Genomic DNA, 26,935 nt, shown 5'->3' with positions numbered 1-26,935 from the left:
GCCCAATCCGGGTAGTCGAAGATTTTGATGTTGTTTTGGAATAAATACGAAGTCATCCCGCCGTCAAAGCAAAGAACCGGAATGTTGCCATGGATTCCAATCCGGTCTTAGCATGCAAGCACGCCGGCAATTTTATCTTTGTAACGTTCGGTAAGTAACATCGTATTTCCCCCATGTCGCTTCAGTTTCTTACTAAGTTCGACATGGGTTTACAAAAATCCTATTGGTTCCGGCTCGTCCGGGTTAGGAATTAAGAAAACATATGAAGCTGATATAGTTCTAGGTGATAAAGTGTGGGAAGTAAAACCTAAAAACGGTAAGGATCCAAAAGCACAGTTAGAATTATATAAAGAAATTGGAGGGCTTACTGAAGGGGAGATGCTTAATTCGCTTTCTGGAATAACGGTATTTGATAATGTGAAAATGAGAATAGATTTTCCGAATCCTGGTGAAGCAATATACTCTATGTATGTTGAGAATAGTGACGGGACAATTAAAAATTTATCTACAGTGGGAGCAGCAATAATGGTTGCTCGAGCACTATTGAATAAATTTCCGGGAGGGAGAAGGCTTTCTCCGGCATTCTAGAGGAGGGGAACGAATGATATGTTGGCAGAATATTGATGATGTTTATAAATCATCCTCAATTGTAATCTCAAAAGGAACAATATTTAAACTATTTGTGGAGGTGGATGGGGAGTTTGAAGAATTTGAAAAGAATATCTTTGGTATTAAATCTATTTTGACTCATTGGTCGTACTCAAACAGAAATAAGGATATCTCACCCTTTAAGTTAATTAATTATTCAAGGAGTAAGAATTCATTTTCTGCTTTGTTGCAATCAGTGCATAAATCTAAAGACATTGATGAGCTTAAATTGCTATGTCAGGATATTACGGATGTTTTAAATAACGAAAATATATTTATAAGGTATTGGGAGGTTTCAATATAAAGGTATACCCAATTCCCGAAGGTTGACGGGCACCAATAGTACCCAAATCATTAGATGCTACCGTTTTGGATATGAAGAATTATTATTGGATTATTTATTTCTATCAGTTTTTAAGGCTAGGCAATGACTTTATACAGTTTGGTTCGTCACAGATGTTATTTGTCACCCCCTAATCGCATAACATTCAAAAACAGCTATTTTTTGCACATGCTGCGGAAAGGAGCAGGCGATGAACAGGGCACAGAAGGATATGGAGCTCGCAGAATTGTACGGCGCCCATAATTATCATCCCCTGCCGATTGTCATAAGCTATGCGGAGGGCGTTTGGGTGCAGAATTCGGAGGGCGAGCGGTACATGGATATGCTGAGCGCTTATTCGGCATTGAATCAAGGACATCGTCATCCTCGCATTATTGAAGCGTTGAAGGAGCAGGCTGACAAGGTGACCCTAACTTCGCGGGCCTTTCATAACGAAGTAATGGGAGCTTTCTGCGAGAAGCTTGCGGCCTATACCGGCAAAGAACGGATTCTTCCTATGAATACGGGCGCTGAGGCGGTCGAAACGGCGATTAAAGCGGTACGTCGCTGGGCCTGCGGCGTCAAGCATATCCCGGATGGCCAGGCGGAAATCATCGTTTTCGAGGGCAATTTTCACGGCCGGACGCTCACGGTTACCTCCTTCTCCTCGACGCAGGCTTACCGGGAAGGCTTCGGGCCTTTTACGCCAGGCTTTCGGATTATTCCGTATGGCGATCTCATTGCTTTGGAAGCAGCGATAAATCCGAATACGGCAGCGGTATTAATAGAGCCGATTCAAGGCGAGGCAGGTATCCGCATTCCGCCGGACGGCTTTCTCTCCGAAGCGGCTATGCTATGCGCGAAGCACGGGCTGCTGCTTATCGCCGATGAAATTCAAACCGGCTTCGGACGTACCGGCCGCAGGTTCGCATGCGATTGGGAGAATGTCATCCCCGACATCTATATTATGGGCAAAGCGCTTGGCGGAGGCGTCTTGCCGGTGTCGGCCATTGCCGCTGACTCCTCTGTCATGGACGTATTTGATCCCGGCTCGCATGGTTCAACCTTTGGCGGTAATCCGTTAAGCTGCGCGGTTGCGATTGCGTCGCTCGAGGTCATCGAATCGGAGCGGCTCGCAGAGCGATCCAGCCGGCTGGGCGAATACTTCCTTGCGAAGCTTGCCGCGCTAAAGCATCCGGATATCGTCCAAATCCGGGGACGCGGCTTATTTATCGCAATCGAGCTGTCCGTCCCTGCACGGACTTACTGCGAGCGGCTGATGAAGCTGGGGCTGCTGTGCAAGGAAACGCATGATTACGTAATACGGCTGGCGCCGCCGCTTATTATTACGGATGCGGAAATCGATTGGGCCTTTGAACGCATACAAGCTGTCTTCACGAATCGCACACAGTCGGGAGGCTGACGGCTATGATCAATCGAAGCGTAGCGATTGTCAGCGTTCCTTTTGGCAAGGGGGCTGCTACTTCCGGTGCGGAGCTCGGTCCCCGGCATATTTTGCAGGCATCGGGACTTACCCGTAAGCTGAATGAGCTGAAGATAACGTATAGGCTGGCGCAAGATATTCATGTTCCGCAGTATTTACCGCCTATCCCCACAGTGAATGCCAAATATTTGGCGGAGGTGCATGCTGTGACCCGGCAGCTTGGCGATCGCGTTTCGGAGGTTGTTGCCGCGGGCGAATTCCCGTTAGTGCTCGGCGGCGATCACAGCATCTCGATCGGGACGATTGCAGGGCTGGCCGAGCATTATGCCAATCTCGGAGTCATATGGTTCGATGCGCATTCGGATCTCAATACAGAGGATACGAGTCCTTCGGGAAATATCCATGGCATGTCGCTAGGCGTCAGCCTCGGCCGGGGCATCCCGTTATTAACCAAGCTTCGAGGCATTCATCCCAAAATAAAACCGGAGCATGTTGCAATTGTCGGAGCCAGATCGCTTGATCCCGAAGAGAAGGCCTATATACGCACGCTCGGCATCGCATGCTACACGATGCATGACATTGACCGGCAGGGCATTGCGCGAGTCATGGATAAAGTGATTCAGCATCTGCGGCAAACGACTGACGGCGTACACGTCAGCTTCGATATCGACTGCGTCGATCCGCGCGAGGCGCCGGGGACGGGGACGAAAGTCATAGGCGGCCTCAGCTACCGGGAGGCGCATCTTGCGCTGGAGCTGCTTTATCAATCAGACCTTGTTACATCGGCCGAATTCGTGGAGGTGAATCCAAACCTCGACCGCAACAATCAAACGGCGAAGCTGGCCGTAGAGCTGATCGGCTCGTTGTTAGGGGAGCAGATTTTATGAATGAGATCGAAAGAAAGCCGGATACCCATTCGATTATACAGGAGGGATACGCTTATGCGGGAGCCGTTCCAAAACGAGCCTTTCACCGACTTCGCGGTGACCGATCATATTAACGATTTTCAAGAGGCGCTCCGTAAAGTTGAGTCGGAGCTGGGCCGCGAGTATATGCTGAAGATCGGTCCGAATCGCATCGAAACGATAATCAAGCGTAAATCGATCAATCCGTCGCATTTCCAGCAGTTGGTCGGTATCGTATCGCAGGCGGACACGGCGCTGGCGAACGAGGCGATTTTAGCAGCGGCCTCCGCATTCGAGACTTGGAAGCGAGTGACGCCGCTCGCGAGAGCGAAGGTGCTCTATAAGGCGGCGGCGCTGCTGCGGCGGCGCAAGCATGAGTTTTCCGCGTGGCTCGTTTACGAAGCGGGCAAAAGCTGGGCCGAGGCTGACGGCGACACGGCGGAGGCGATCGATTTTCTGGAATATTACGGGCGGGAAATGGAGAGGCTCGCGGATCGCCAGCCGCTTGTTACGATAGCCGGAGAGGATAATGAGCTGGTCTACATCCCTCTCGGCGTGGGCATTATCATTCCGCCATGGAACTTTCCGCTGGCGATTATGGCGGGGATGACGATGGCTGCCGTCGTTGCCGGCAACACGGTTGTACTGAAGCCGGCCAGCCCGACCGCCGTCATCGCGGCCAAGTTCGTCGAACTGCTCGATGATGCGGGGCTGCCTGACGGTGTCGTGAACTTCTTGCCCGGAGCGGGCAGCGAGGTGGGGGATTTTCTCGTCGAGCATCCGCTCACCCGCTTCATCGCCTTTACCGGCTCGAGAGAGGTCGGCCTCCGCATTATCGAGAAGGCGGCCGCGAATCAGCAGGATCAGAAATGGATCAAGCGGGTGATCGCCGAAATGGGCGGCAAAGATACGATCATCGTCGATGAGGATGCGGATCTCGAGCTGGCGGCCGATGCGATAACGGCTTCCGCCTTCGGCTATGCCGGGCAGAAATGCTCCGCATGCTCCCGCGCGGTCGTGCATGAGCTCGTCTACGACGAGGTTCTCGAGAAGGTGATCGAGCGAACGAAGCGCCTCCGGGCCGGGAAGGCGCATGAGCAGCTTACCTCGATTGGCCCGGTCATTGACGAACGGGCGTATATTAGCATTTTAAAATATATCGAGGTCGGGCGAAGCGAGGGCGTTATCGTGCAAGGAGGCAAAACGGGAGACAGCAGCGGTTACTTTATCGAACCTACGATCATTAAGGACGTTGCCCCGTATGCCCGCATCGCGCAGGAGGAAATATTCGGTCCGGTGCTGGCGTTCATCAAAGCGGCTAACTTCGACGCGGCGCTCGATATCGCGAACAATACCGAATACGGCCTGACTGGCGCCGTCATCTCGCGCAACCGCAGCAGGCTTGAGCAGGCGCGCGAGCAGTTCCACGTCGGGAACCTTTATTTGAACCGCAAATGTACGGGCGCTTTGGTCGGCGTTCATCCCTTCGGCGGCTTCAACATGTCGGGCACCGATTCCAAGGCCGGCGGCCGCGATTATTTGCTGCTCTTCACGCAGGCAAAGGTTGTATCGGAGCGCTTCTGATGATTAAGGTAAAGCCGTACACAGTGTGCGAATTCGCACACTGTGTACGGCTTTTTTTTATTGGAACCACCGCCTCCCATCACTCGCGTGTCCAGCTTGGAGGCGTGCTAAGTTGGATTTATCCAGCAACTTCGATCATTCGAGCCTTGATCGGTGCTCTATGGAGAACCTTAACCTAACTTTGGTTAGGTCTTTTTGCGTATTCCAGGCGGTACAGTCATCGCGTATACGTATCAGAGGGTTGGAAATGTTATACTAAAAAGAACAGAAGCCGCTGCATCAACGCTGCAAGAACGGACTCCTTATTTAAGAAAGGAGATTGAGAACATGTTATCGCCAATCGAACCGCAGCTCAACCGGGATTATATCGTCAGTCAGCTGGAAATTTTGCTCAACCTGCCAAGTCCAAGCGGCTATTGTATGGGCATCATGAAGTATATGGAGGAAGAGATCGAAAGGCTGGGGTATTCGCTTGAAGTAACACCCAAGGGTAATGGAATGGTTACGATTGCGGGTCCACAGGTCCGTATGATTACCGGATGACCTCTAGTCTAATGAGGTATCGCTTGGGTATCTGGAAGCGGGCGGGAGGTTATAATCGAAAGAGGAGGGGCTATAAATGATAGCAGCTGCATATGGCGATTACTGCGTTCAAGCTTCATTCAGTATTGGAATATGAATGGGGCGAGGATCTTGTCCGCTTTGAATTATTTTCGGATTCAGAGGGTTGTATGCTGGTTCTGAAAGAAATGATAAGCAGGATTACGGATCATACATCCAAAGATCTTGCTGGCTGGCATGTATGTCTCGATTTTATGCAAGCACAGCTGGATGGCAAAACGATCGAGAACCGTACAGATGTATGGAAAATATGGTATGAGAAATATGTTTCAGCGCTGGAGGAAAACAAATAACGCAGATTTGACCGGTTTAAGTGCTGAATCCAACCTTTTTGTGAAATAGCTTCCCCATATATGTAGTGGCAGTCCACTTCCAAATGCAGATATGGTATTATGAGATATAATATTAAAAGAAGCAAAAAGCTAAGCTGCTTTCTGGAAGGAGCCTTTATCGTGATCGATGCGATGAGCATGTTACAAAAAACGAGCCGAACCTTTTATATTCCGATTAGCCGCTTAGTACCCGGGTTGAAAGAAGCTGTCGCTTCTGCCTATCTGTGTATGAGAGCGATTGATGAAATCGAAGATCATGAAACACTTGCGGTAGATTTGAAGGCGGAGCTGTTACTGGGTATCCATGATGCCTTTCAATCTCCAGATGTCATTAGTGAAACACAAAAGCTGCTGGCTCCGCATCGTGAAGCATTACCCGCAGTTTCCGTGCGGATTGACGAGTGGGCATCTCTCTGCCCGGTCTCCGTCAACCCCGTTGTTTACCGTTACATTGCGATGATGTCGAAACAGATGGCCGATTGGGTTCATATAGGCTGGAAGATCCGTACGGAAGAGGATTTGGACGGTTATACGTACAGTGTGGCCGGTATGGTCGGTGAGATGCTTTCCGAGATCTGGTTTTGGTTTGACGGTACGAAATCGGATATGAAGAAAGCGGTTGCCTTTGGACGCGGGCTTCAAGCTGTAAACATTCTTCGCAACCGGGCGGAGGATCTTGAGAGAGGCGTCGACTTCTATCCCGATGGATGGGGTTCGAAGGAGATGCTGAAGTATACGCGCCGCAATTTGAAAATGGCCGATTCGTATATCAAGGATTTGAAAGGCGGGCCGGCCTTGGATTTTTGCAAAATACCGTTGACGCTGGCGAATGCTACAGTGAAGCTTATCGCAGCAGGCGGAAATAAATTAACGAGAGACGCCGTTATGAAGCTAGTGAATAGTATTAATTAATCATGACAATTATAGTGGCCTAAATGCTTTCCGAGCTTTAGGCTTCTTTTTTTGTTTCTTATTCGAAAAATGAGATTCAAAGAAAAGGCTAAAGGGTATATTTCCATATAAGCTCATCCGAGGTAAAATACGAGAGGAGGGCTCACCATGACGGTGACCATTGGTATTTTCGAGAAAACAACAAGGAATCAGTACCGCTGCTGGCTTCCCAATCGGATATCCCCGTTGAAGAAGTGCATGGAATTAGAGAGGCCCGCGAGAACAGCGGCGTAATGGATATCCCTCCGCTTGGAGCGGCACCCTTCGCGGCTGGAAGCTACCAGGCAACGGGAACCGGTGTCGGGGGAGGCCCGACAGGGTTTGTAGCGGGCGCTCATTATTCGGATGAAGGTCCGGGCACGAAAGGCGTACTGCAGGATATCGGAGTTCCCGAAAAGTTTGCCAAGGAGTGCGAAGAAGCTGTAGAGGCAGGGCATTATTTGCTTATCAGCGAAGTGGATTCAGAAGATGAAGCCGCAACCCTGTTCCTTCAGGCCGGAGCTTCAAACGTATTTCTTTAAGAAAAGAACAGGCAATCATAAAGCATGATGGGACTGAGTTCCGTCGTGCCTTTTTGGCTTCGAACAAGCGACCCGGCACCGGTTCCCGCCTGTATGGAGATAGAAGGGGATGTAACCTCTAATGTGATTCGTTAGCATGAAGGATATGGTACATCCATTAACGAACTTTATAGGGAAGCACTTTATTCTGTTCCACGGCGGGAAAGTCAGTCAGAGGATAGCGGGGGACGTTTTATGAAATATGTAAGTATTGGGAATGTGGAGCCAGGGGAGATTCTCGGTAAATCGATTTATTCCGGGAACGGCAGAGTATTGCTTGCCGCGGGAGTATCACTCACCGTCTATATGATTAACACGCTTAATCGGATCGGTGTGACGAATCTATATATTCAAGATCCGGCTTTCGATGATGTGGATACGGAGGATATACTAAGTGATGCCACCAAACAGGCGGTTCTTCATGAGATGAACGACACCTTTGCAGCGATTCGTTCCGGGAAGGATTGGAGTCCCAAAAATATCGGCATCAGTGCCGGGCGGATTCTGGATGATGTTATGAGCAGCAAGGAGCTGCTGCTGCAGCTGACGGATATCCGGACGGAGGACAATGCGCAGTATGTGCATGCGATGAACGTGTGTCTGATAGCCACGGTTATTGGAGTTAATATGGGGCTGAATTATGGCCAACTGAAGGAGCTTTCCATAGGAGCTCTTCTTCATGATGTTGGAAAAATAGGCGTGGATGCCATCGACGAGACACTGGGAGGAACGAAGGGACATCATACCTGGCGCGGCTTCGAGCTGCTGAAGTCCAAGCAGGAGTTCAGTCTGATGATCGCTCATATCGCTCTTCAGCATCATGAGCGAATAGATGGCAGAGGAATGCCTCGAGCCTTATCTGCTTCAGAAATCCATACATATGCCAAAATAGTAGCGGTGGCGAATAAATATGACCATTTAATTAATACGCTGGGCGGAGAAGGACGCCTTCCGCACGAAGCGTGCGAAGATTTAATGGCTATGTCCGAGCAGCAGCTTGATTATGAAGTCTTGGTTCATTTTGCGCAAATGATTTCGGTTTATCCGAATGGAATGGCCGTTCGGCTCTCCACAAAGGAAATCGGCGTTGTGGTGCGTCAGCACCGGGGTCTGCCAGGTCGACCGGTTATTCGCGTCGTCAACACGGAGGATAAAAAGCTCGATATTTCCGAAATTGATTTAGCCCGGCACACGACGGTATTTATAGAAGCTGTAATGGCATGATCCATCTATTTTTGGGTAAGGTACCCAGGGGTGATGATGATGCGTAGGATAGAACGATACGCTGTTATTATGGTTATTTGTATTTTGTGGTTATCATTATGCGGCTTCGAGCAACGTGTGATGGCTTCTGAAGAAATATTTCGGATGAATCCGATCGTCCTATCCCGAATGCCCGTATTATCACTTTGGCATTTCTGAGGCGAACCGAACGAGCTGACCGGGGATTTAAAGAAAGAGGGAACTAGTCAGGCAACAGGCGTGACGCGGACTTTGTTGAACCTAGAAACTTATCCTCTGTTAAGGGTTACCTGCCAAATTTAAGCTGCGAAAGTTTCCTAAAATGCCTAGCATCGAGTAGATAGACTGCACTTATCGTAGCGATACTGTCTCAAATATGTAAATAGACCGTCCTCGGTCAAGGATGCGGTCTATTTGTACTCATACTTTGATTAATTAGCCACCGCCCTTAAAAGCGGCTATTGCATCGGGAGTCGTGTTGACGCACGGCTCCTTTGATATTTTCATTCTAACATAAGAGTAAAAAACACTAAAGTGGTTCACGTTAAAAACGAATTTTAAACGACTTCTTCACCACCGGATAAAGCCATTTAACACCGCTTGGTGTGAGCGTATCTGCAACGAGATGAGACGAGTAGCCAAGCATGGCGGTGATCGCGATGCCTTCGAGCTGCAGTTGCTGCTCCAGCCCCCATGCGATGGCGCCCCAGATGGGAATGGCCCATATCGTGTGCGTCATGCCGCGATGCTTAAGCCACGGCACCCAAGCGACGAATAGTCCGAAGCCCATTAGCCAATTCATCTCATACATGTACCCGGCATAAATTAACGCGGCGCCCACTACGCTGACGAGCGCGTTGCGGATCGCGCCTTGCTTCATGACGAGGCCGGATAGAACGGCTGCGGCGCAAGCCCCAACAAGCAGCGGAGACATCGATTGACCGGTAAAATAATAATAAGCGATGATGCCCATGAACAAGACGGCACCCCAAAGCGCGAACTCCCGAATGAACTTGGACAGCTTGCTAAGCTTGCTGCTGAGCATGCTCGGACCGTCGAGGTCGGCGCAAAGCGCAGAAAAGGCCGCGATGCCGATGTATTGGGCGGCTATCTCCGGGTCAAGCGAATAATAGGCGGCAGCGGCAGCTCCGACAGCTGCCCCGATTGCCAAATGTGTTTTTCCTGTCATAATGCCTCCTGTGTCTGACTAATCATGTGGATAATAAAGCAGCTTTACGGTAAGAGCCGGGTGTAATGCCTGTGCATCTTTTGAATACCGTGTTAAAAGAATGAATGTCCTTGTAGCCGACCATTTCGGCAACATGGCTGATTTTGAGCTTCGTTTCGCGCAGCAGCTGTTGGCTTTTACGAATACGTACATTTTGCAGGTAGCGGTGAAAGCTTTGCTTCGTATGCTCCTGAAATAAGCGCTGGAGATGCCGTTCGCTCCATCTGCTCACCTCAGCAAGCTGGCTTAGCGTCAGCTCTTGATCATAATAATGCTCCATGTAGCTCAAGAGCTCGAGAAAGGCAGTCAGTCTCGGAGCGGGCGACGTGCCGGGATGCTCCGTGGAACGCTGAAGGAGGATGAGCAGCTGGAGCAGCAGCGCGTTAAGGTAGTCCTCCGAGCCTGTTTGCGGGAGCTTGTATTCCCGGTACAGCAGCAGAAACAGCTGCTCGAACTGATCATTCGAGTCCAAGCAGGCGTAATAGGGCAGCCGTCCGCCTTCCATGTCGCTCAGGAATGAAGTGATGCCTGGATCGGATGCGAACGTACTTAGCTTCCGCAGGAGCAGCGGCGAAAAAACGCAGTTGTATACGCTTAATGGATGGCGCGCTATGTTCGTTGACGTTGGTCGAAAAACATGAGACAGGCCAATGGGAATGAACAAAATCTGTCCCTTCTTTACCTTGTGGACCTCGTCGCCGACATGATGGAAGCCCGATCCTTCAGCAATAAACACGCATTCGAAGAAATCATGATCGTGATACGGATTGATGAAATCCTCCGTCGAGCGATTGACGAACAGAAGCGAGTTGTTTCGAAAAAATTGCTCTCCGCGATACGTTTCTATCGGACGGTCCATGGCTCACGCTCCTGACGCAGCATTTTAAGTAGAAGACATTGTCCGTAATACCGAATGAAGATGTCCGTAATGCCTGCAATAAGATGTTCGGGCTTTTTTATAATTATAGTGGAATGTGCAATGGCAAGGAAGGCGAACACCGAAAATCAAACATAATGTCAGGAGGAGCAGGCCATGTTCAAGATTACAGAATTGCGCTGCGAATATCAAACGAATCCAATTGGGATCGGTGTAACGAAGCCGAGAATCAGCTGGAAGCTGCAATCGGACGAGAGGGCGGTCCGCCAAACGGCTTATCAGATCGTGGTTGCGGGTGATGCTGCTTTTGCGAATATAGGATGGGACTCCGGACGGGTGGAGACGGATCAGTCGGTTCATGTCGAGCTGGACAGGTTCACGGCGGAGTCCTGCACGCGCTACTACTATCGGGTGCGGGCGTGGAATCAAGCCGGCGAGGGCTCTGCTTGGTCCGATGCTGCTTATTGGGAAATGGGGCTGCTTGCACCTGAGGAGTGGGCGGGGAGTTGGATTGCCGCTCCGCTCGCGCTGTTGCCGGTTACAGCGGAGCCATCGCCGATGCTGCGAAAGGGCTTTGAGCTGAAGGGGACTGTAAAAGAGGCGCGGCTATACGCGACGGCGCTTGGTCTATATGAGCTGGAGCTGAACGGGCAGCGGGTGGGGGACAGCTATTTTACGCCCGGCTGGACCAGTTACAGCCATTCCATTCAAACGCAAACGTATGAGGTTACGGGACTGCTAAAGGCTGGGGGAAATGCGATTGGAGCCGTGCTCGGCAACGGCTGGTACAAGGGGAATTTGACTTGGAGCGACAAGAGCTGCTTGTATGGCGACCGGTTGGCGCTATTGCTTCAGCTGAGGGTCGAATATGAGGATGGACAAATCGAGCTGATCGTCTCGGATCATAGCTGGAAGGCAGCAACGGGACCGATCCTAATGTCCGAGATCTATCACGGCGAAACCTATGATGCCCGCCTGGAGCGGGAGGGCTGGAGCAGCGCGGCTTATGACGATAAGGACTGGAGTGCGGTTGAAATCCTGGAGCATAGCAAAAGCATGTTGAAGCCGCAGGTGAATGAGTCCGTGCGCAAGCAAGAGCGGCTGCAGCCGCTCACGCTTATTACAACGCCTAAGGGTGAAACGGTGCTCGACTTCGGTCAAAATCTGGTGGGCTGGGTTCGCTTCAGCGTACAGGGGCATGCGGGGATGAGTGTGGAGCTTCGGCATGCGGAGGTGCTGGATCGCGAAGGTAATTTCTATACGGCGAATCTTCGATCGGCGAAGCAGCTCATTACTTATGTGTTGAAGGGCGGGGAGCGTGAGACGTTCGAGCCGCATTTTACGTTCCAGGGCTTTCGTTATGTGCAGCTAACCGGCTTTCCTGAGGCAGTGGCGCTGGAGGATTTTACGGCGGTGGTGCTTCATTCGGACATGGAGGAGACGGGGACGTTCGAGTGCTCGGATCCGCTTGTCAATCAGCTGCAGCATAATATCAAATGGGGGCTGAAAGGCAATTTTCTCGACGTTCCGACCGATTGTCCGCAGCGGGATGAGCGGCTTGGCTGGACGGGCGATGCCCAAATGTTCATCCAGACCGCGTCGTACTTGTCGAACGTCGCTCCCTTTTTCACGAAATGGCTGCGTGACGTGGAGGCCGATCAGGCAGAGGACGGCGGTGTTCCGTTCGTGGTGCCGCAGGTGTTGGGCGAGAAGGAGATGTCCTCGGCGGCATGGGGTGATGCGGCTGTCATTTGTCCTTGGACGCTCTACGTTTGCTATGGGGATAAACGGATATTGGCAGAGCAATATGACAGCATGAAGGCATGGGTGTCGTACATTCGCCGGCAGGGAGAAAATGAATTTTTGTGGAATACCGGCTTTCATTTTGGCGATTGGCTCGGACTGGATGCGAAGTCGGGGGATTATAGGGGAGCGACGGAAAATGATTTTATAGCAACCGCGTTTTATGCCCTTTCGGTGTCTTTGGTACAGAAGGCTGCGAAGGTTCTGGGCAAGGAGGAGGATGCGGCGGAGCTGCTCGAGCTGCACGGGAATATAGCAGCGGCTTTCCGGGAGGAGTTCGTGACCGCCTCCGGGCGGCTGGCGATGCCGACTCAAACGGCGCATGTGCTCGCGTTAATGTTCGGCCTTCTGGAAGAAAAGGCGGAGAAGCGTGCGGCCGCCAAGCTGGCGGAGCTGCTTGAGAAGAACGGATTCCATTTGACGACAGGCTTTGTGGGTACGCCTTACTTGAATCATGTGTTAAGCGCGCATGGGCTTAATGCCGCAGCTTACAAGATGCTGCTGCAGCAAACATATCCTTCATGGCTGTATCCTGTAACGAAAGGTGCGACGACGATTTGGGAGCATTGGGATGGCATCAAGGAGGACGGAAGCTTCTGGAGCGAGGATATGAACTCATTTAACCACTATGCGTACGGAGCGATCGGGGATTGGATGTACCGAACGGTCGCGGGTATCCAAACGGTCGAGACGGCACCGGGCTACAAGCAAATCATTATAGCGCCGAAGCCCGGCGATGGACTTACTTGGGCGGAAGGCAGACTGGAGACGATGTACGGAACGGTTAGCTCAAAGTGGCGTATATCAGAGAATGGAGCGTGCAGGCTGGACGTGACCATTCCACCTAATACGTCTGCGGAAGTTCATCTGCCGTCGGCGTCGGCGGAGTCGAAGATTACCGAGAGCGGTACGGCGCTTAGCGAGGCGGACGGTATAACAGCTGTGGCTGACTCGGTAACGGGCATAACCATAAAGGCAGGATCAGGAAGCTATCGGTTTGCTTGGTAGTTCAGGTTCACCCCATTAACTGAATCATGCTATAATGTGTTTTAGGACAAATACGGTTGGTGGGATGATAATGGATAATCAAGTTACCGAAGCCTGTGATGATACATGTGCAGGTTCGGAGGCAAACATAGAGAGTGTTAGAAGTAAATTGATTCCGGAGACCACCGCTGCCGAGCTGGCTGATCTGTTCAAAGCGCTTGGCGATCCGACGCGGGTGAAGATGATACACGCGCTGGTACAATCAGAGCTTTGTGTTCATGATTTGACTCAAGTACTCGCGATGGGCCAGTCGGCCGTTTCCCATCAGCTTCGGCTGCTGCGGAATATGCGCATCGTAAAGCGCAGAAAGGTCGGCAAAACGGTGTTCTACTCGCTTGATGACGATCATGTGGAGCAAATTTTCATGCTAACGCTTCAGCATTTGAAGCACGAATAATAGATGGAACAAGGCTATCCTGTAAGGTCAATGACCTCGGGGTAGCCTTTTTTTGTTTGCTATAGATATTAAGTAAAATAAATAAAAATTAGCAATAACGTTCACTTCGGGATGGAAACGCCAGGTTATGCAGCAGATATGGTAGGCGCTGTCATTCATAGCTCGGAAGCATTGCCTCTGGGCAAGCAAATCCCGATTGTGGCTGCAGAGTCAGCAAATAAAAGCGACGAAAGCATGTCGAAATGCTAGGTGTGGCGCGATTTGTTGACGCCGACGACTGCGGAAGTCATATATCGCTACGATGAACCGATTTTCCCGGCTGCCGCAGTTACTCGCAATCTGTACGGTAAAGGTACGGTTTATTATATCGGTGGCGATTTAAGTGCGAATGTACTGAACGAACTTGCCTATTCAATTGTTAAGGAACAGAAAATTTGGCATATTGAAAGTGACGAGGGCGTCGAGGTCGTTGTCCGAGAGGCGGGTGAGCGCAAGCTCTGGTTCCTGCTTAATCATACGGAGAGCACGAAGACGTTCCAAGGCCAGCAGCTTAGCCCATACGAGAGTAAGATCGTGGAAGCCGACAGGCTATAATCCGATTGTGCCTGTAGGTAAAATTATTGAAATTTTGAATGAGCATGTTGAGGCAGGGCGTATTTTCACTTTTGGTGTATCGAACTGGACACATGGACGTATTCAAGAGGCAAACGATTATGCTAATGCCCATGGGTTAGTGGGGATAGCCTTTAACAGCCCTAACATTAGTCTAGCTAAAGCACAAGAACCGTATTGGGCGGATTGTGTATCTGCAGATGAGGATATCAATTTTTCACAGGGCGGTATTCACCTGAAGTAAGGGATAACAGTGATGTGGTTGATGAGATGCAGTGGCTGGATTTGAGAAAATAATGAAAAGGACGATAAATAGACAGGCTTAGCCGTCAAATGATATGATTTCCACAAGAAATGTCTATTAAAGGTGGAAGTTCGCATGTTTGTAGGAATTGCATCTAATCAAGTGAAGGCAAGCGAAAGCGCGATCAAACAAAAGCGCAGAGTGAAAATCAAAGAAGTAGCTAAAAAGCTGTTCATTGAGCAAGGAATTCACGATACCTCAATGCAGCAAATTGCAGATACGTTAGGGATGGGCAGAAGAACAATTTATCATTATTATGATACGAAGGAAGAAATAGCAATTGAAATTCAACAGGAGTTTTTAGGCATTCTGCAGATGATTGAAGGGCTTGAAGCGAAAGTATCGCGATTTTCCAGTGGATTGGAGAAGATTGAGGCGCTGTTGAACTTACTGCTCTCTCATTACTTGAAGCATATAGATCAAATTGAATATTTAAACGAATTCGATCGCGTATTCAAGCATGTTGAGGGCTATGGATTCACTACGCCTAGGCTGGAGGATTATAATGTTTATAATAGCTTTCACGCTGCGATTCAGTCAGGCATCCAAGATGGCTCCATTCGTCCTATGATGGAAAAAGAAGTGAGCAATACGATTCTTACGATCAACCATGCTCTTTTTGCCTTAATCATCCGCATCGTTAGCCGCGAAGAAATCATCAAGAAGATGTATGATTACGATATTACAGATATCCAGCTGATTACGAAATTGTTTACTCAAGGCTTCCGAAGATAAATAAGTGGCACACACTGTGTAATTTTTATTGACACAGTGTGTGTTATTTTTTTATAATTAAAACGTTTACAAGAAATAGAAATTCAGCAGATGCTTACGATGTAAGTTTTCTACGAAAACTCTAAGGAGGAAACAACGATGAATATAGAAGAACTGATTAGTAAAATGACCGTTGAAGAGAAAATCAGCTTATTAGCTGGTGGCTCGTTCTGGAATACACAACCTATTGAACGTTTAAATATTCCTGCTATTATCCTGACCGATGGACCCCACGGTTTAAGACTTTCGATTGGCACGGATCCAGGTGAGATGCTTTCTAATACGCAGCCTGCGACCGCATTTCCTATAGAATCTGCTATGGCAGCTACGTGGAATGAGCAATTGATTCGTGAGCTTGGTGCAACGATTGCAGAGGAGTGTCAATATTACGACGTTGGCATTATTCTTGGACCTGGTATGAACGGTAAGCGTTCTCCGCTTGGCGGACGGAACTTTGAATATTTTTCAGAGGATCCTTATTTAACAGGTAAACTGGGGACTGCCCTTGTAAAGGGTATACAAGAGGGTGGCATAGGAACGTCAATTAAGCATTTTGTAGCTAACGAACAGGAATCAAATCGGATGGTTGTCAGCTCTGAAGTGGACGAGCGTACGTTAAGAGAGCTATATATGCTCCCATTTGAAATGGTAGTGAAGGAAGCTGAGCCGTGGACGGTGATGTGCTCCTATAACAAAGTGAATGGCACCCACATGGCGAACAACAACAAATATTTGAATGGTATTCTGAAGCAAGAATGGGGCTTTGAAGGCTTAGTCATGTCTGACTGGGGCGCGGTTGTAGACAAGGTGCCATCTGTTCAATACGGTCTTGATTTAGAAATGCCAGGTCCAGGCACTCGTAATGCGGAAGTAATGGAAGCTTATCGGAACAACCAGATCACTGATGAGCAGCTTGACGACCATGTACGTCGTATTCTAAAGGTCATTCGGAAGGTGCTTGAGCAGAAGCGGGAAGTCTCTTCGATTGATGTGGAGCAGCATCATGCTATTGCTCGTAAAGTAGCAGAAGAAGCGATCGTGCTTCTTAAGAACGAGGCTGCCATTCTTCCTCTTGCCAAACAAGCTAAGGTAGCGGTATTAGGAAAGTTTGCAGAAGTACCTCGCTTCCAAGGCGGCGGCAGCTCTCATATGAACCCGGCCCTGCTTGACAGCCCGCTAGATGAAATCGCTAAGTTCGCTCAAACCGTTTATGGTGCAGGCTACGATGAGATAGATAATGAAGAGCTGTTGAAGGAAGCTTGTGAATTAGCAGCAGGTCAAGATGCAGTTATCATCTTCGTTGGAACAACCGAAATTATCGAGAGTGAAGGCTATGACCGTGCAGACTTAAGCATCCCTTGCAGCCATACGCAGTTGATTGAAGAGGTGTCCAAGGTGAATCCGAATGTGATCGTAGTCGTAAATAGTGGATCTGTTACAGATATCGGTGCCTATGAGTCACAGGTAAAGGGAATTGTTCAGGCTTGGTTGCCTGGTCAAGCGGGCGGTTCGGCCATTGCGAACATTTTGTTTGGCGAGGTGAACCCATCAGGTAAGCTAACAGAAACGTTCCCATTAGCATTGGAGCATAACCCATCTTACCTGTCATTCCCAGGAAATATTAATCAAGTGAAATATTCGGAAAGCATCTTTGTCGGGTACCGTTACTACGATGCGAAGAAGCTGGATGTGAAATATCCATTCGGTTTCGGTCTTTCTTATACGGAGTTCGAGTACTCGAATCTGTATCTTTCTAGCAACAGCTTAAAGGACAGCGAAGTGCTGAAGGTTACTGTAGATGTAAAGAACGTTGGGAGCCGTGCCGGTAAAGAAGTCGTGCAAGTGTACGTGCGAGACGTGAAATCCTCCGTTATGAAAGCGGACAAGGAACTGAAGGGCTTCACGAAAGTCGAGCTTGCTCCAGGTGAAACAAAGTCCGTACAGATCGAATTGAATGAACGCGACTTTTCCCATTACGTGGAGCATCTTGGTAAGTTTGCCGTTGAATCCGGCGAATTCCAAATTCTCGTTGGTGCTTCTTCTCGTGATATCCGTCTTGCTGAGACTATTGTTTTCACGGCTTCAGAAGATGTGAGAGAGCCTTTAACACTGCTGCACTCCCTACAGGAGTGGTTGAAGGACGACCGTAATACGGATGTTGTTCATTCCTTGATTTGCCAAATGAAGATAGACGAGCACAGCCCAATGTATCCGATTTTTCTTGGTATGCCAATCCGTACCATTCTGAACTTCTTGCCATCATTCGGCTACCCGCAAGAAGTGATAGAACAAATTCATGAAATGTTTGGCATTGTTCTTGCTGTGCGGGAGAATGGATAATAAGGAATGATGTAATTTAGTGACAACCCTCCCATAAAAGGGTTGTTTTCTTTTTATGTTATAATAATTTTCGGAATATATTTTGTCGTATAAATCAAATTGACTAGGGGCGGAGATTACTCATGGATTCATACGTAAAAAGGCGTTTAACTCGCATATCCTTGAATTCCATACGCTTCAAGCTCGTCGTTGGTCTGTTGCTGATCACTGTGCCTTTAATCATACTGTTGATCTATACGAACTTTTACGCGATTGATGTGGTCCGTAATCAGGTGGCCGTCTCCAACAAAAATTTGATGTCCATGTACATGGGGCAGATTGATAAAAATCTGGAGGATGTTGACAAATATTTAATTAGCCTTATTACACCAGATACTGATCTTCAAACGTTGGAATACTTGGTTTCGGAGAGTGAACGTTATTATACGAAGAATCGCTTATTTATAAATCTATCAAAAAATCTCTCGAGTTATAAATCGGTTGATGGTCTGTTTGCCTACTCTGTCCCGAATGAAGATATTATTGAGGCGAATTCTACAAGGACAACTTTCGATGAAAGAGAAGAGATGAGAAGCTACTTTAAACAAGCGGTCAAAACAAAATCTGCTTCTCTGGCGTTGTTTAGCAAAGGCTGGTATGTAGTGCAATTGGATGAACGTAATTATCTGTTTCGTTTGCTTAAATCGGACGGCGGTAGTTTTGTTGGGGCATGGATTGATTTTGATAATTTAATGATTCCACTTAACTTCATCTCTCTTGGAGAGAAGGGGAAGGCTTTGTTTGCTACCGATCGTGGCGAACCGCTGGTTGGCGCCGAGTTTATCCAAGATAATCAAATTGATTTGAGTCAGGATCTTCATAATTATTATCTCACAGGAAACCCTAATCATCATTATCTGGTTGTTGGTGAACAATCTGGCAGAGGGAATTTTAGTCTAATTGCGCTAGTACCGGATGAGAAAATTCTTGAGAATCTCCCTAATTTGCGGAGAATTGCTACCTTTATTCCGCTTGGGTCACTCATTCTTATACCTGTGTATCTTTTTCTGTTAAGGAAATTCTTACTCATTCCGATTAACCGCTTATTATTAGCGATGAAGAGTATAAGGCATGGGAATCTTGATTTTCGTATTCAACAGTTTCCAACCTCAGAAGAATTTCTAATTGTAAACGATACCTTTAATTCGATGATGGCCCAAATCCAAGAACTGAGAATCCATGTTTATGAGGAGAAGCTGAACAAACAAAGAGCGGAGCTTCAACATTTACAGCTTCAAATCAATCCGCATTTCTATATAAACTCTCTTAATATTATGTATACGCTCGCGCGTTCAAGTAATTTTGCTCTTATTGAGGAAATGGCTCTTTGTCTAATCCAATATTTTCGTTATATGTTCAGAAGTAATTTGAGTTTTGTTCCGTTACAGGACGAGCTTCAGCATATACGCAACTATTTGCGCATTCAAGAATTACGTTTTCCCAAACATCTGAAATGTGAAATCGAGGCGCCCGAATATTTGCTCCGTGCTCCGATCCCCCCTTTAATCATCCAATCGTTCGTAGAGAATACGATTAAGCATGCGGTTTCGTTGGACGAGCCCATACTCTTATCTATTTATATTCAATTAGACGTCCGGGAGACAGAGTCTTTCATGAAAATAATCATTGAAGATACGGGGCCGGGATTTAAGAAAGATGTCTTAACAGAAATTCAGAACGGAAATCGCATCATGGATGAAGAAGGGGAACATATCGGCATATGGAACGTACAGCAGAGGCTTCGATTGTTATATGAGAATCGCGCTCACATTACTTTTTCGAATGCAAGTCCATCAGGAGCCGTTGTACAGATGATGCTGCCGTTAAAGCCAAACTTTGAACAGTAGAAAAGAGGAGTGGAAATCATGCAATTACTCATTGTAGATGACGAATATCTTCTCGTTGAAAGCTTGAAGTCAGACATTCAATGGGACAATATCGGGTTTTCAGCCGTGTTCACAGCCTATAATATCAGACAAGCCAAAGAAATCTTCGAAAGCAGGCGCATTGATATTATGATTTGCGACATTGAAATGCCTCAAGGCAGCGGTTTGGAACTTCTCTCTTGGGTGAAAGAGAATTACCCTAAGACGGAGTCGGTTTTCTTAACCTGTCATGCGGATTTTAAATTCGCGCAGCAGGCAATTCAATTAGGAAGCTTTGACTATTTATTAAAGCCGGTTCCACCTGCGGAGTTAGAAAAGATTATTAACAAAGCGATGGATAAAATCAACAAGGACAACGAATTAGCGCAATATAGCCGAATCGGACAATTCTGGTTCCAACAGCAGCCCTTGCTTGTTGAACGGTTTTGGTTGGATCTGCTGCATCAGAAGATCCCTTCCAACTCCGCAGCAATCCAAAAAGCCGCATCCGAGCGAAATATCCCGTATTCGGAGCAAATGAAATTCATTCCGGTGCTGGTATGCGTTCAAAGATGGAATAAAGATATGAATTTACGCGAAGAAAAAATCATGGAGTATGCATTGATGAATTCCGCGGAAGAAATCATTCTTGAAAATCGAGACAATGGTCAAGTTATTTCTTTGGAAAAAGGAAAACTGTTGGTCATTCTTGCATCGGACATAGAGGCGGATTCAGCCCATGACCATCTGAAGGAGAAATGCGGGTCTTATATCACTTCCTGTAATCAGTACTTTTATTGTGATCTTTCCTGCTACATTGGAAGGCAAGGACTTGGTCATGAATTATTAGGTATTTTTAATCAATTATCAGTTCACGAGAGAAATAATGTGGCGTATAACAATAAAGTTTTTCTGTTTAAAGAACAAACCTGTCTCCCTGTTTCTTTGAATATGCCGGATATGAATGTATGGTCAGTTATGCTGCAACAAGGATTAGAAGAAAAGATAGTTTCCGAGGCTGCCGGTTATTTGGAGAGAGCCGTTTTTTCGGGAGGATTAAACGCGAATATGCTTCATCAATTCCAGCAGAATTTCCTGCAAATGGTATATGTAGTCTTGAAACAAAAAGGTCTCCAAGCGCATCAGCTCTTTAATGACAATATATCCATAAGTCTCTCGGAACAAGCCTCCCGTTCGGTAGCGAATATGATGACTTGGATCAAACACATGATTGCAAGAGCGCTGCAATATATTAATGCTTTGGAGCAAACTGAATCGGTTGTAGAGAAAGTGAAAAAACACATCTCCATTCATATTCGCGATCAAGAGTTATCCCGTGAGGATATAGCAAACTATGTGTTTCTAAATCCGGATTACTTAGACCGTATCTTTAAGAAAGAAATGGGGACTTCTGTAACGGAATACGTTGGTCTTCAACGTCTTGCCATTGCGCAGGAGCTGCTCAGCAATACGAATCTGTCGATTAGCGCTGTGGCGTGTCAAGTGGGGTATACGAATCTTTCCCACTTCTCAAGAAGGTTTAAGAAACAAACAAATATGAATCCGAATGAGTATCGGATGAAACACTCTAAAAATTGAAATATGAGGTTCAATTTCTTGAATGAAAACGCTTTAATGGTCGAAAATAGACAAATAATAAATCGAAATAGGAGCAGTGAGTCGTCCTAATCCTAGTTACAATAAGATCATATTCGAGCCAAAGGAAATCGCTGCTATTTTGATTCCTTAAGGAAACGAATGAATACTGAATAATATGGGGGAACTGTATGAAAAAAAAGTTTGGTTGGTTAAGCGCAATTCTGGCTCTAATGATTCTCATTGCCGCATGCGGCACTAACAGCGGTTCTGACAATACTGCAGAAAAAGCGTCGGAATCGAACGAATCAGGCGAGGTTTCGGAAGCGCCGTATGAAGTCGTTTACGCGTTCCCGATTTTCCAAAGCGTTCCGAAAGACCTTAATTTGGTTCAAGATGAGATCAATAAAATTTCCAAAGCTAAAATCAATGTGACGGTTAAATTGCTGCCGATCAGTATTAGTGCATGGACGAACCAAATCAACCTGATGATGACAAGCGGCGAGAAACTTGATATGCTCGCGCATTTTGACTACAGCACGCAAGTATCGAAAGGCAAGCTGTATCCGATTGGTGACATCATGGAGCAGTATGGCAAAGGCATTATCGATGCTTTAGGTCAGGATTACTATAATGCAACAAAAATCAATGGCAAAAGCTATGGCGTGCCTAGTATCCGCGACTTGGCTCAAGATTATGGATATATCATTAGAAAAGATTTGGTGGAGAAACACAATATCGATCTAAGCCAAGTGAAAACGTATGAGGATTATGAAAAGATCTTCAGCGTCATTAAAGCGAAAGAGCCAAACATGGTAGGTGTTACAAACATGTCCGGCAACTCGGTTCTTGGTACGTACAGCACAAGAGACTCACTGGGTGACGACTTCGGCGTATTGCTCAACAACGGTCAAACTGACTTTGAAATTGTGAATTGGTTCGCTACGGATGAATATGCTCAGCAATTGAAGACCATTCGCAAATGGTACCAAGCGGGCTATATTCTGAAAGATGCGGCGCAAAACCAAGAAGCGACTCAAGCGATTATTAAAGCGGGCAAAGCGGCAGGCAACTTCTCGCACATGAAACCTGGTTTCGAAGCTCAAGAGAGCCGCGGAATCGGCATGAAGGTAGTCGCTGTCAGAACGGCTCCTGCGGTTGCGAAGACAAGCACAGTAACGAACGTAATGCTGGGCGTATCGTCGAACGCAGAGAAGCCTGAAAAAGTTCTCCAATTCCTGAACCTGATGTACACCGACAAAGATATCGTGAACCTGTTCGACTGGGGTATTGAAGGCAAGCACTACGTGAAAATGGAAGGTCAAGACAACATGATCAAGTATCCGGATGGCGTGGATGGCGATAACGTTGGATATTTTGGTTATGGTTGGATGCATGGTAACCAGTTCTTGTCCCAAGTCTTCGAAGGCGACGACCCGGAAGTATTTATTAAACAAGCAGAGTTCAATAAAACTGCGGTTAAATCTAAGGCTCTTGGTTTTACGTTTAACTCTGAGCCTGTAAAAACAGAAGTTGCAGCTGCGACTGGCGTGTTACAACAATTCAGAAGAGGTCTAGAGAGCGGTGTCTTGGACGTAGATAAAGAGCTTCCTAAGTTTATCGCTAAGCTGAAAGATGCTGGAATTGACAAGATTATGGAAGAGAAGCAAAAACAGCTTGATGAGTGGGCGAAAGCTAACGGCAATTAATTAAATAGCTTTCGAATAAGCAATCCAATCGGCTATGAGTTGATTGGATTGCATTCTTTAACACTCTTTATTACACAAACAAGGAAGTGAGAATGATGTCTCATTTGGCTCAAACGGCACCATTAGCGAAAACGTCACAAGAAACAAATATTAAGAAAAAGCAAGGCCTTAAAAAATTGAAGAGGTATCTTCCTTTGTTTCTGCTGATGATCCCTGGCCTTGTCTACTTGATCATTAACAACTATTTGCCTTTGTTTGGCATGGTCATCGCCTTCAAAGACATTAATTATTCAAAAGGTATATTTGGAAGTGATTGGATTGGTCTGAAGAACTTCGAATTTTTGTTTAGGTCGAGCGACGCTTTTATAATTACGAGAAATACGCTTTTATATAATGGAGCTTTCATCATTATTAATACGGTGATCGCCGTTGCTATCGCTATTATTCTTAATGATATTAAGAATAAGTTCCTTTCACGCTTCTATCAAAGTGTCATCGTATTGCCTTACTTAATCTCTATGGTCGTTGTTGGTTATCTTGCATTTTCTGTGTTTAGCATTGATAGCGGTCTTATGAACAAAACCATTCTTCCGATGTTAGGAATGAAGGATATTTCTTGGTACACTGAACCGCAATATTGGCCATATATTCTTACGATTGTGCATGCATGGAATGGCGCAGGATTCTTATGTGTTATCTATTTAGCTTCTATCATTAGTATTGATCCAGAGTATTACGAAGCGGCAACGCTTGATGGCGCTTCCAAATGGCAGCAAGTTCGCGCTATTACGATTCCTTTAATTACTCCTGTTATTACGATGATGACGTTGTTAGCCATTGGTAGAATTTTTTACTCCGATTTCGGATTATTCTATCAAGTGCCAATGAATTCTGGAGCATTAGCGGATACAACTAATGTTATTGATACGTATGTGTTCCGCGGTTTAATGGTTCTAGGGGATATCGGAATGTCATCCGCAGCAGGGGTATATCAATCGATTGTAGGATTTGTTCTGGTTATCGTATCCAATTATATTGTTCGCAAAGTGAACAGAGAAAATGCATTATTCTAGATAGGGGTGGTAACGATGACAATAGAGAATAAATCCTTCCAATGGATTATAAATATCATCATGATGGCCATTGCCATCGCATGTCTTATACCTTTTTCATTATTAATTATGTCTTCCATTTCAAGTGAAGCAAGTATTATTCAGAATGGATATACATTCTTTCCGGAAGAATTCAGCATGAAAGCATATGGTTATTTATGGACTCATTGGTCAGAGCTTGGTAGAGCATATGGAATTACAGTTTTCATTACTGTAGTGGGTACTGCTGCTAGTCTTGCCATTACTTCAATGCTTGCTTATCCCATTTCCCGCAGTGACTTGCCTTTAAAGAACCTTTTTGCATTTCTTGTGTTCTTTACTCTCCTATTTAATGGAGGTCTGGTTCCTACGTATTTGATTTACACTCAAGTTTTTCACTTGAAGAACACCATTTGGGCACTCCTCATACCTGGTTTGCTTATGAACGGATTTAACGTTTTGCTCGTGAGAACCTTCTTTATGACTTCTATTCCGCCTGCGCTGATTGAAGCGGCCAGCATTGACGGAGCGGGAGAAATCAAAATTTTCTACCGCATCGTTTTGCCGCTATCGCTCCCGATTATGGCGACGATCGGTTTGTTTGCAGCGATTCTGTACTGGAATGACTGGTTCAACGGTCTTACCTATGTAACGGATTCGAAATATTTCAGTATTCAAACGATCCTTAACAAGATGATGACAGATATTCAGTTCTTAACGAGCAACAGCAACATCGCTGGATCAAGTGCCACCAGTGAAATCGCGGAAATTCCAAGCACGTCGGTTAGAATGGCCATTGCAGTGATCGGGGTATTGCCGATTTTAATTGCGTATCCCTTCTTCCAGAAGTATTTCATTAAAGGGATTACAATAGGTGCAGTAAAATAATAGAGATACGTTTAAAAATGTCAGCTCTGCCGGAGCTTGGTAATGATTTTCATTCGAGTGCCTCACTTGCCCAACTTAGTCTGACTTCGTGCATTATCGGATTAGCATCAGGACAATTGCTTCTCGGCCCAATCAGCGATGTACGCGGACGTCGTTTACCTTTATTAATCGGGCTTATTTTATATGCAGTTTCATCTCTGACGTGTATTTTTGCAACGTCGATATGGATGTTCATTGCGCTTAGGTTTATTCAAGGCGTGGCGGGCTCTGCGGGGCTCGTCATTTCCCGTGTCGTGCTTCGGGATCTGTTCTCAGGTACGGAGTTAACGAAGTTTTCTTCCAAATTGATGTTGGTTATAGGTGTCTCTCCGATTTTTGCACCCGTTGTGGGAAGTCAGATTTTGCAATTTGCATCATGGAAAGGTGTTTTCATTGTTTTAAGCCTTATCGGTGTTGTCATGTATTCGTATCACCTCTCGTAGGCCTTGGTGGCGGTCAAACTGCCGTGCCTCTTGGGATCGTCATCGTTGCTTCGCAATTCAGTACGATCCTGTGCTATATCCTATTGATAAAGCGTAGGAGAAAATTGAAAATCTGTGATGTCAGTCCCCAAATGATAAAGATTTGAGGAGGTTAGCAATCTATAGATCGGTTTTTTGGTAGATAAGGAGACGAAACTATTCATGATGCGATCATATCTACTCCTGCTTTTTTGTGTTACTTGTTGGGGGAGCAACTTTGTATTCGGTTCGATGCTGGTACATGAATTTCCGCCTTTTCTACTTTCCGCACTTCGATTAACTTCGACCTCATTATTTTTGATCAGTTATGCGTGGGGTACCAAAAGGCTGAAACATCTTATCCGGCGAGATTACTTGCTGCTCATTCCGCTTGGATTCATTGGTATTCTTCTAAATCAAGCGGCTTTTTTTTCCGGGCTTAAAACCGTCAGTGCTACAACGGCATCTCTGATCCTTTCCCTTACGCCGATTACGGCAACATTGTTGGCCTCGCTGTTTTTGAAAGAAATCATTACGAGACGAATGGTAATCGGATCGATTGTTGCTATTATGGGCATTTTTTTTGTAGTTGGGAAATCCGATGGGCTAGAGTTCTCAATTGGTATCTTATATATCCTGTTGGCTATGCTTACCTTTGCCATCTCCATCATCATGATGCGTAAACTGACAGAGCGGATCGACCCGTTTATAGCTACTGTTTATTCCACTGTTATCGGCTCAATTATGGTTATACCAGTAGCTATCATCAAGGATCCTTTAAACCAAGTTAGCCCACATCTTTGGGCTTGGGTGATGCTTTTTGTAACGGCAATTGTTGCGCAAGGCTTATGCGGGTTAATTTGGAACTTCCAGTTAAAGCGAGTTGGAGTGGGAAAGGCCTCCATTTTTTTGAATTTACAACCCTTCGTGGCTATGATTGTTGGGTTTATGCTCCTTGGCACACCTGTGACTACCATACAATTGATCGGATCGCTACTCATTGTTGGGGGTGTTGTGCTGGTCACTACACAGAAAAGAGATAAGGCGGATGCCATCAACCAGCGGATGTTTAAGCCTAGGACTATTCCCAAAACTCATAATTAGATCCAATCGCTTTTCGCCCTGGTACAGGGTCTTTCTTTTACACAATTGTGAAGGAAAAGGAGCCATTCCTGTAATGAAGTAATTTGAGCTTTGAGCAAAAAAGCGCCACTTGCTATACTAGGAAGCGTTCCGGACAAGAACAAATCCCGTAT

At 46.6% G+C, this 26,935-nt stretch carries 24 protein-coding genes and 1 pseudogene; 23 read left to right on the top strand and 2 right to left on the bottom strand.

The features are described from left to right. Nucleotides 1-291: 291 nt before the first annotated feature. The 10 genes from L1N85_RS14035 (at nucleotide 292) to L1N85_RS13990 (ending at nucleotide 8,591) form a co-directional block, all read left to right on the top strand. Entirely contained in the window at nucleotides 292-588 is a 297-nt protein-coding gene (locus L1N85_RS14035; protein WP_235239517.1) for a hypothetical protein, read from the top strand. 13 nt (nucleotides 589-601) lie between these two features. Continuing rightward, entirely contained in the window at nucleotides 602-952 is a 351-nt protein-coding gene (locus L1N85_RS14030) for a hypothetical protein (RefSeq protein WP_235239515.1), read from the top strand. A gap of 229 nt (nucleotides 953-1,181) precedes the next feature. Further along, complete coding sequence (locus tag L1N85_RS14025; protein WP_235239513.1) at nucleotides 1,182-2,393, top strand: ornithine--oxo-acid transaminase; 1,212 nt, start codon at nucleotides 1,182-1,184, stop codon at nucleotides 2,391-2,393. Between the two features lie 5 nt (nucleotides 2,394-2,398). Further along, nucleotides 2,399-3,301, top strand: a complete 903-nt coding sequence (gene rocF / locus L1N85_RS14020; RefSeq protein ID WP_235239511.1) for an arginase — start codon at nucleotides 2,399-2,401, stop codon at nucleotides 3,299-3,301. Between the two features lie 54 nt (nucleotides 3,302-3,355). Then, complete coding sequence (pruA, locus tag L1N85_RS14015) at nucleotides 3,356-4,903, top strand: L-glutamate gamma-semialdehyde dehydrogenase (protein ID WP_235239509.1); 1,548 nt, start codon at nucleotides 3,356-3,358, stop codon at nucleotides 4,901-4,903. A gap of 327 nt (nucleotides 4,904-5,230) precedes the next feature. Continuing rightward, nucleotides 5,231-5,446 carry a hypothetical protein gene (locus L1N85_RS14010; RefSeq protein WP_235239507.1) on the top strand — a complete coding sequence of 72 codons (216 nt, stop codon included), beginning with the start codon at nucleotides 5,231-5,233 and terminating at the stop codon, nucleotides 5,444-5,446. 92 nt (nucleotides 5,447-5,538) lie between these two features. Continuing rightward, nucleotides 5,539-5,817, top strand: coding sequence for an SRPBCC family protein (locus L1N85_RS14005; RefSeq protein WP_235239504.1), 279 nt, complete (start codon nucleotides 5,539-5,541; stop codon nucleotides 5,815-5,817). A gap of 171 nt (nucleotides 5,818-5,988) precedes the next feature. Then, nucleotides 5,989-6,768: a squalene/phytoene synthase family protein gene (locus tag L1N85_RS14000; protein ID WP_235239519.1), complete on the top strand. Its 780-nt coding sequence runs from the start codon at nucleotides 5,989-5,991 to the stop codon at nucleotides 6,766-6,768. A gap of 233 nt (nucleotides 6,769-7,001) precedes the next feature. After that, the gene (locus L1N85_RS13995; protein WP_235239502.1) at nucleotides 7,002-7,328 is read left to right on the top strand and encodes a hypothetical protein; all 327 of its coding nucleotides are present in this window, start codon (nucleotides 7,002-7,004) and stop codon (nucleotides 7,326-7,328) included. Between the two features lie 234 nt (nucleotides 7,329-7,562). Further along, nucleotides 7,563-8,591: an HD-GYP domain-containing protein gene (locus tag L1N85_RS13990; RefSeq protein WP_235239500.1), complete on the top strand. Its 1,029-nt coding sequence runs from the start codon at nucleotides 7,563-7,565 to the stop codon at nucleotides 8,589-8,591. 562 nt (nucleotides 8,592-9,153) lie between these two features. On the opposite strand, the gene L1N85_RS13985 is transcribed toward L1N85_RS13990, so the two are convergent. Further along, complete coding sequence (locus tag L1N85_RS13985) at nucleotides 9,154-9,798, bottom strand: metal-dependent hydrolase (protein ID WP_235239498.1); 645 nt, start codon at nucleotides 9,796-9,798, stop codon at nucleotides 9,154-9,156. A gap of 22 nt (nucleotides 9,799-9,820) precedes the next feature. Beyond that, nucleotides 9,821-10,696, bottom strand: coding sequence for an AraC family transcriptional regulator (locus L1N85_RS13980; RefSeq protein WP_235239497.1), 876 nt, complete (start codon nucleotides 10,694-10,696; stop codon nucleotides 9,821-9,823). 174 nt (nucleotides 10,697-10,870) lie between these two features. Between L1N85_RS13980 and L1N85_RS13975 the strand changes: the two genes are divergently transcribed. The 13 genes and pseudogenes from L1N85_RS13975 to L1N85_RS13915 all read left to right on the top strand — a co-directional run bounded on the left by L1N85_RS13975 (nucleotide 10,871) and on the right by L1N85_RS13915 (nucleotide 26,783). Continuing rightward, a complete protein-coding gene (locus L1N85_RS13975; protein ID WP_235239496.1) occupies nucleotides 10,871-13,525 on the top strand; it encodes a glycoside hydrolase family 78 protein in 2,655 nt (884 codons plus the stop codon). A 70-nt stretch (nucleotides 13,526-13,595) separates the two neighbouring features. Further along, nucleotides 13,596-13,961 carry an ArsR/SmtB family transcription factor gene (locus L1N85_RS13970; protein ID WP_235239495.1) on the top strand — a complete coding sequence of 122 codons (366 nt, stop codon included), beginning with the start codon at nucleotides 13,596-13,598 and terminating at the stop codon, nucleotides 13,959-13,961. Nucleotides 13,962-14,222: 261 nt separating this feature from the next. Then, nucleotides 14,223-14,555, top strand: coding sequence for a beta-galactosidase trimerization domain-containing protein (locus tag L1N85_RS13965; protein ID WP_407946421.1), 333 nt, complete (start codon nucleotides 14,223-14,225; stop codon nucleotides 14,553-14,555). Between the two features lie 7 nt (nucleotides 14,556-14,562). Beyond that, the gene (locus L1N85_RS13960; RefSeq protein ID WP_407946420.1) at nucleotides 14,563-14,817 is read left to right on the top strand and encodes an aldo/keto reductase; all 255 of its coding nucleotides are present in this window, start codon (nucleotides 14,563-14,565) and stop codon (nucleotides 14,815-14,817) included. Between the two features lie 135 nt (nucleotides 14,818-14,952). Next, on the top strand, nucleotides 14,953-15,612 hold the full coding sequence (locus tag L1N85_RS13955) for a TetR/AcrR family transcriptional regulator (RefSeq protein WP_235239493.1): 660 nt from the start codon (nucleotides 14,953-14,955) through the stop codon (nucleotides 15,610-15,612). Nucleotides 15,613-15,750: 138 nt separating this feature from the next. Then, nucleotides 15,751-17,991 (top strand): glycoside hydrolase family 3 C-terminal domain-containing protein, encoded by a 2,241-nt coding sequence (locus L1N85_RS13950; protein WP_235239492.1) that lies wholly within the window; start codon nucleotides 15,751-15,753, stop codon nucleotides 17,989-17,991. Between the two features lie 308 nt (nucleotides 17,992-18,299). Beyond that, nucleotides 18,300-19,877 (top strand): sensor histidine kinase, encoded by a 1,578-nt coding sequence (locus L1N85_RS13945; RefSeq protein WP_235239490.1) that lies wholly within the window; start codon nucleotides 18,300-18,302, stop codon nucleotides 19,875-19,877. Nucleotides 19,878-19,895: 18 nt separating this feature from the next. Further along, a complete protein-coding gene (locus tag L1N85_RS13940) occupies nucleotides 19,896-21,494 on the top strand; it encodes a response regulator (RefSeq protein WP_235239488.1) in 1,599 nt (532 codons plus the stop codon). A 188-nt stretch (nucleotides 21,495-21,682) separates the two neighbouring features. Beyond that, nucleotides 21,683-23,200, top strand: coding sequence for an ABC transporter substrate-binding protein (locus L1N85_RS13935; RefSeq protein ID WP_235239486.1), 1,518 nt, complete (start codon nucleotides 21,683-21,685; stop codon nucleotides 23,198-23,200). A 206-nt stretch (nucleotides 23,201-23,406) separates the two neighbouring features. After that, on the top strand, nucleotides 23,407-24,273 hold the full coding sequence (locus L1N85_RS13930) for an ABC transporter permease (protein ID WP_407946422.1): 867 nt from the start codon (nucleotides 23,407-23,409) through the stop codon (nucleotides 24,271-24,273). Nucleotides 24,274-24,288: 15 nt separating this feature from the next. Then, complete coding sequence (locus L1N85_RS13925) at nucleotides 24,289-25,179, top strand: carbohydrate ABC transporter permease (RefSeq protein ID WP_235239481.1); 891 nt, start codon at nucleotides 24,289-24,291, stop codon at nucleotides 25,177-25,179. 17 nt (nucleotides 25,180-25,196) lie between these two features. Beyond that, a pseudogene (locus tag L1N85_RS13920) lies at nucleotides 25,197-25,640 on the top strand (MFS transporter); the annotation flags it as partial. A gap of 222 nt (nucleotides 25,641-25,862) precedes the next feature. Then, nucleotides 25,863-26,783, top strand: a complete 921-nt coding sequence (locus L1N85_RS13915; protein WP_235239479.1) for a DMT family transporter — start codon at nucleotides 25,863-25,865, stop codon at nucleotides 26,781-26,783. The last annotated feature ends 152 nt before the right edge of the window (nucleotides 26,784-26,935 follow it).

Origin of the sequence: Paenibacillus alkaliterrae, assembly GCF_021532375.1 — a bacterium.
Taxonomy (GTDB): Bacteria; Bacillota; Bacilli; order Paenibacillales; family Paenibacillaceae; genus Pristimantibacillus; species Pristimantibacillus alkaliterrae.
The sequence above is the reverse complement of the archived record's forward strand: the minus strand, read 5'-3'. Positions and strand labels throughout refer to the sequence as shown.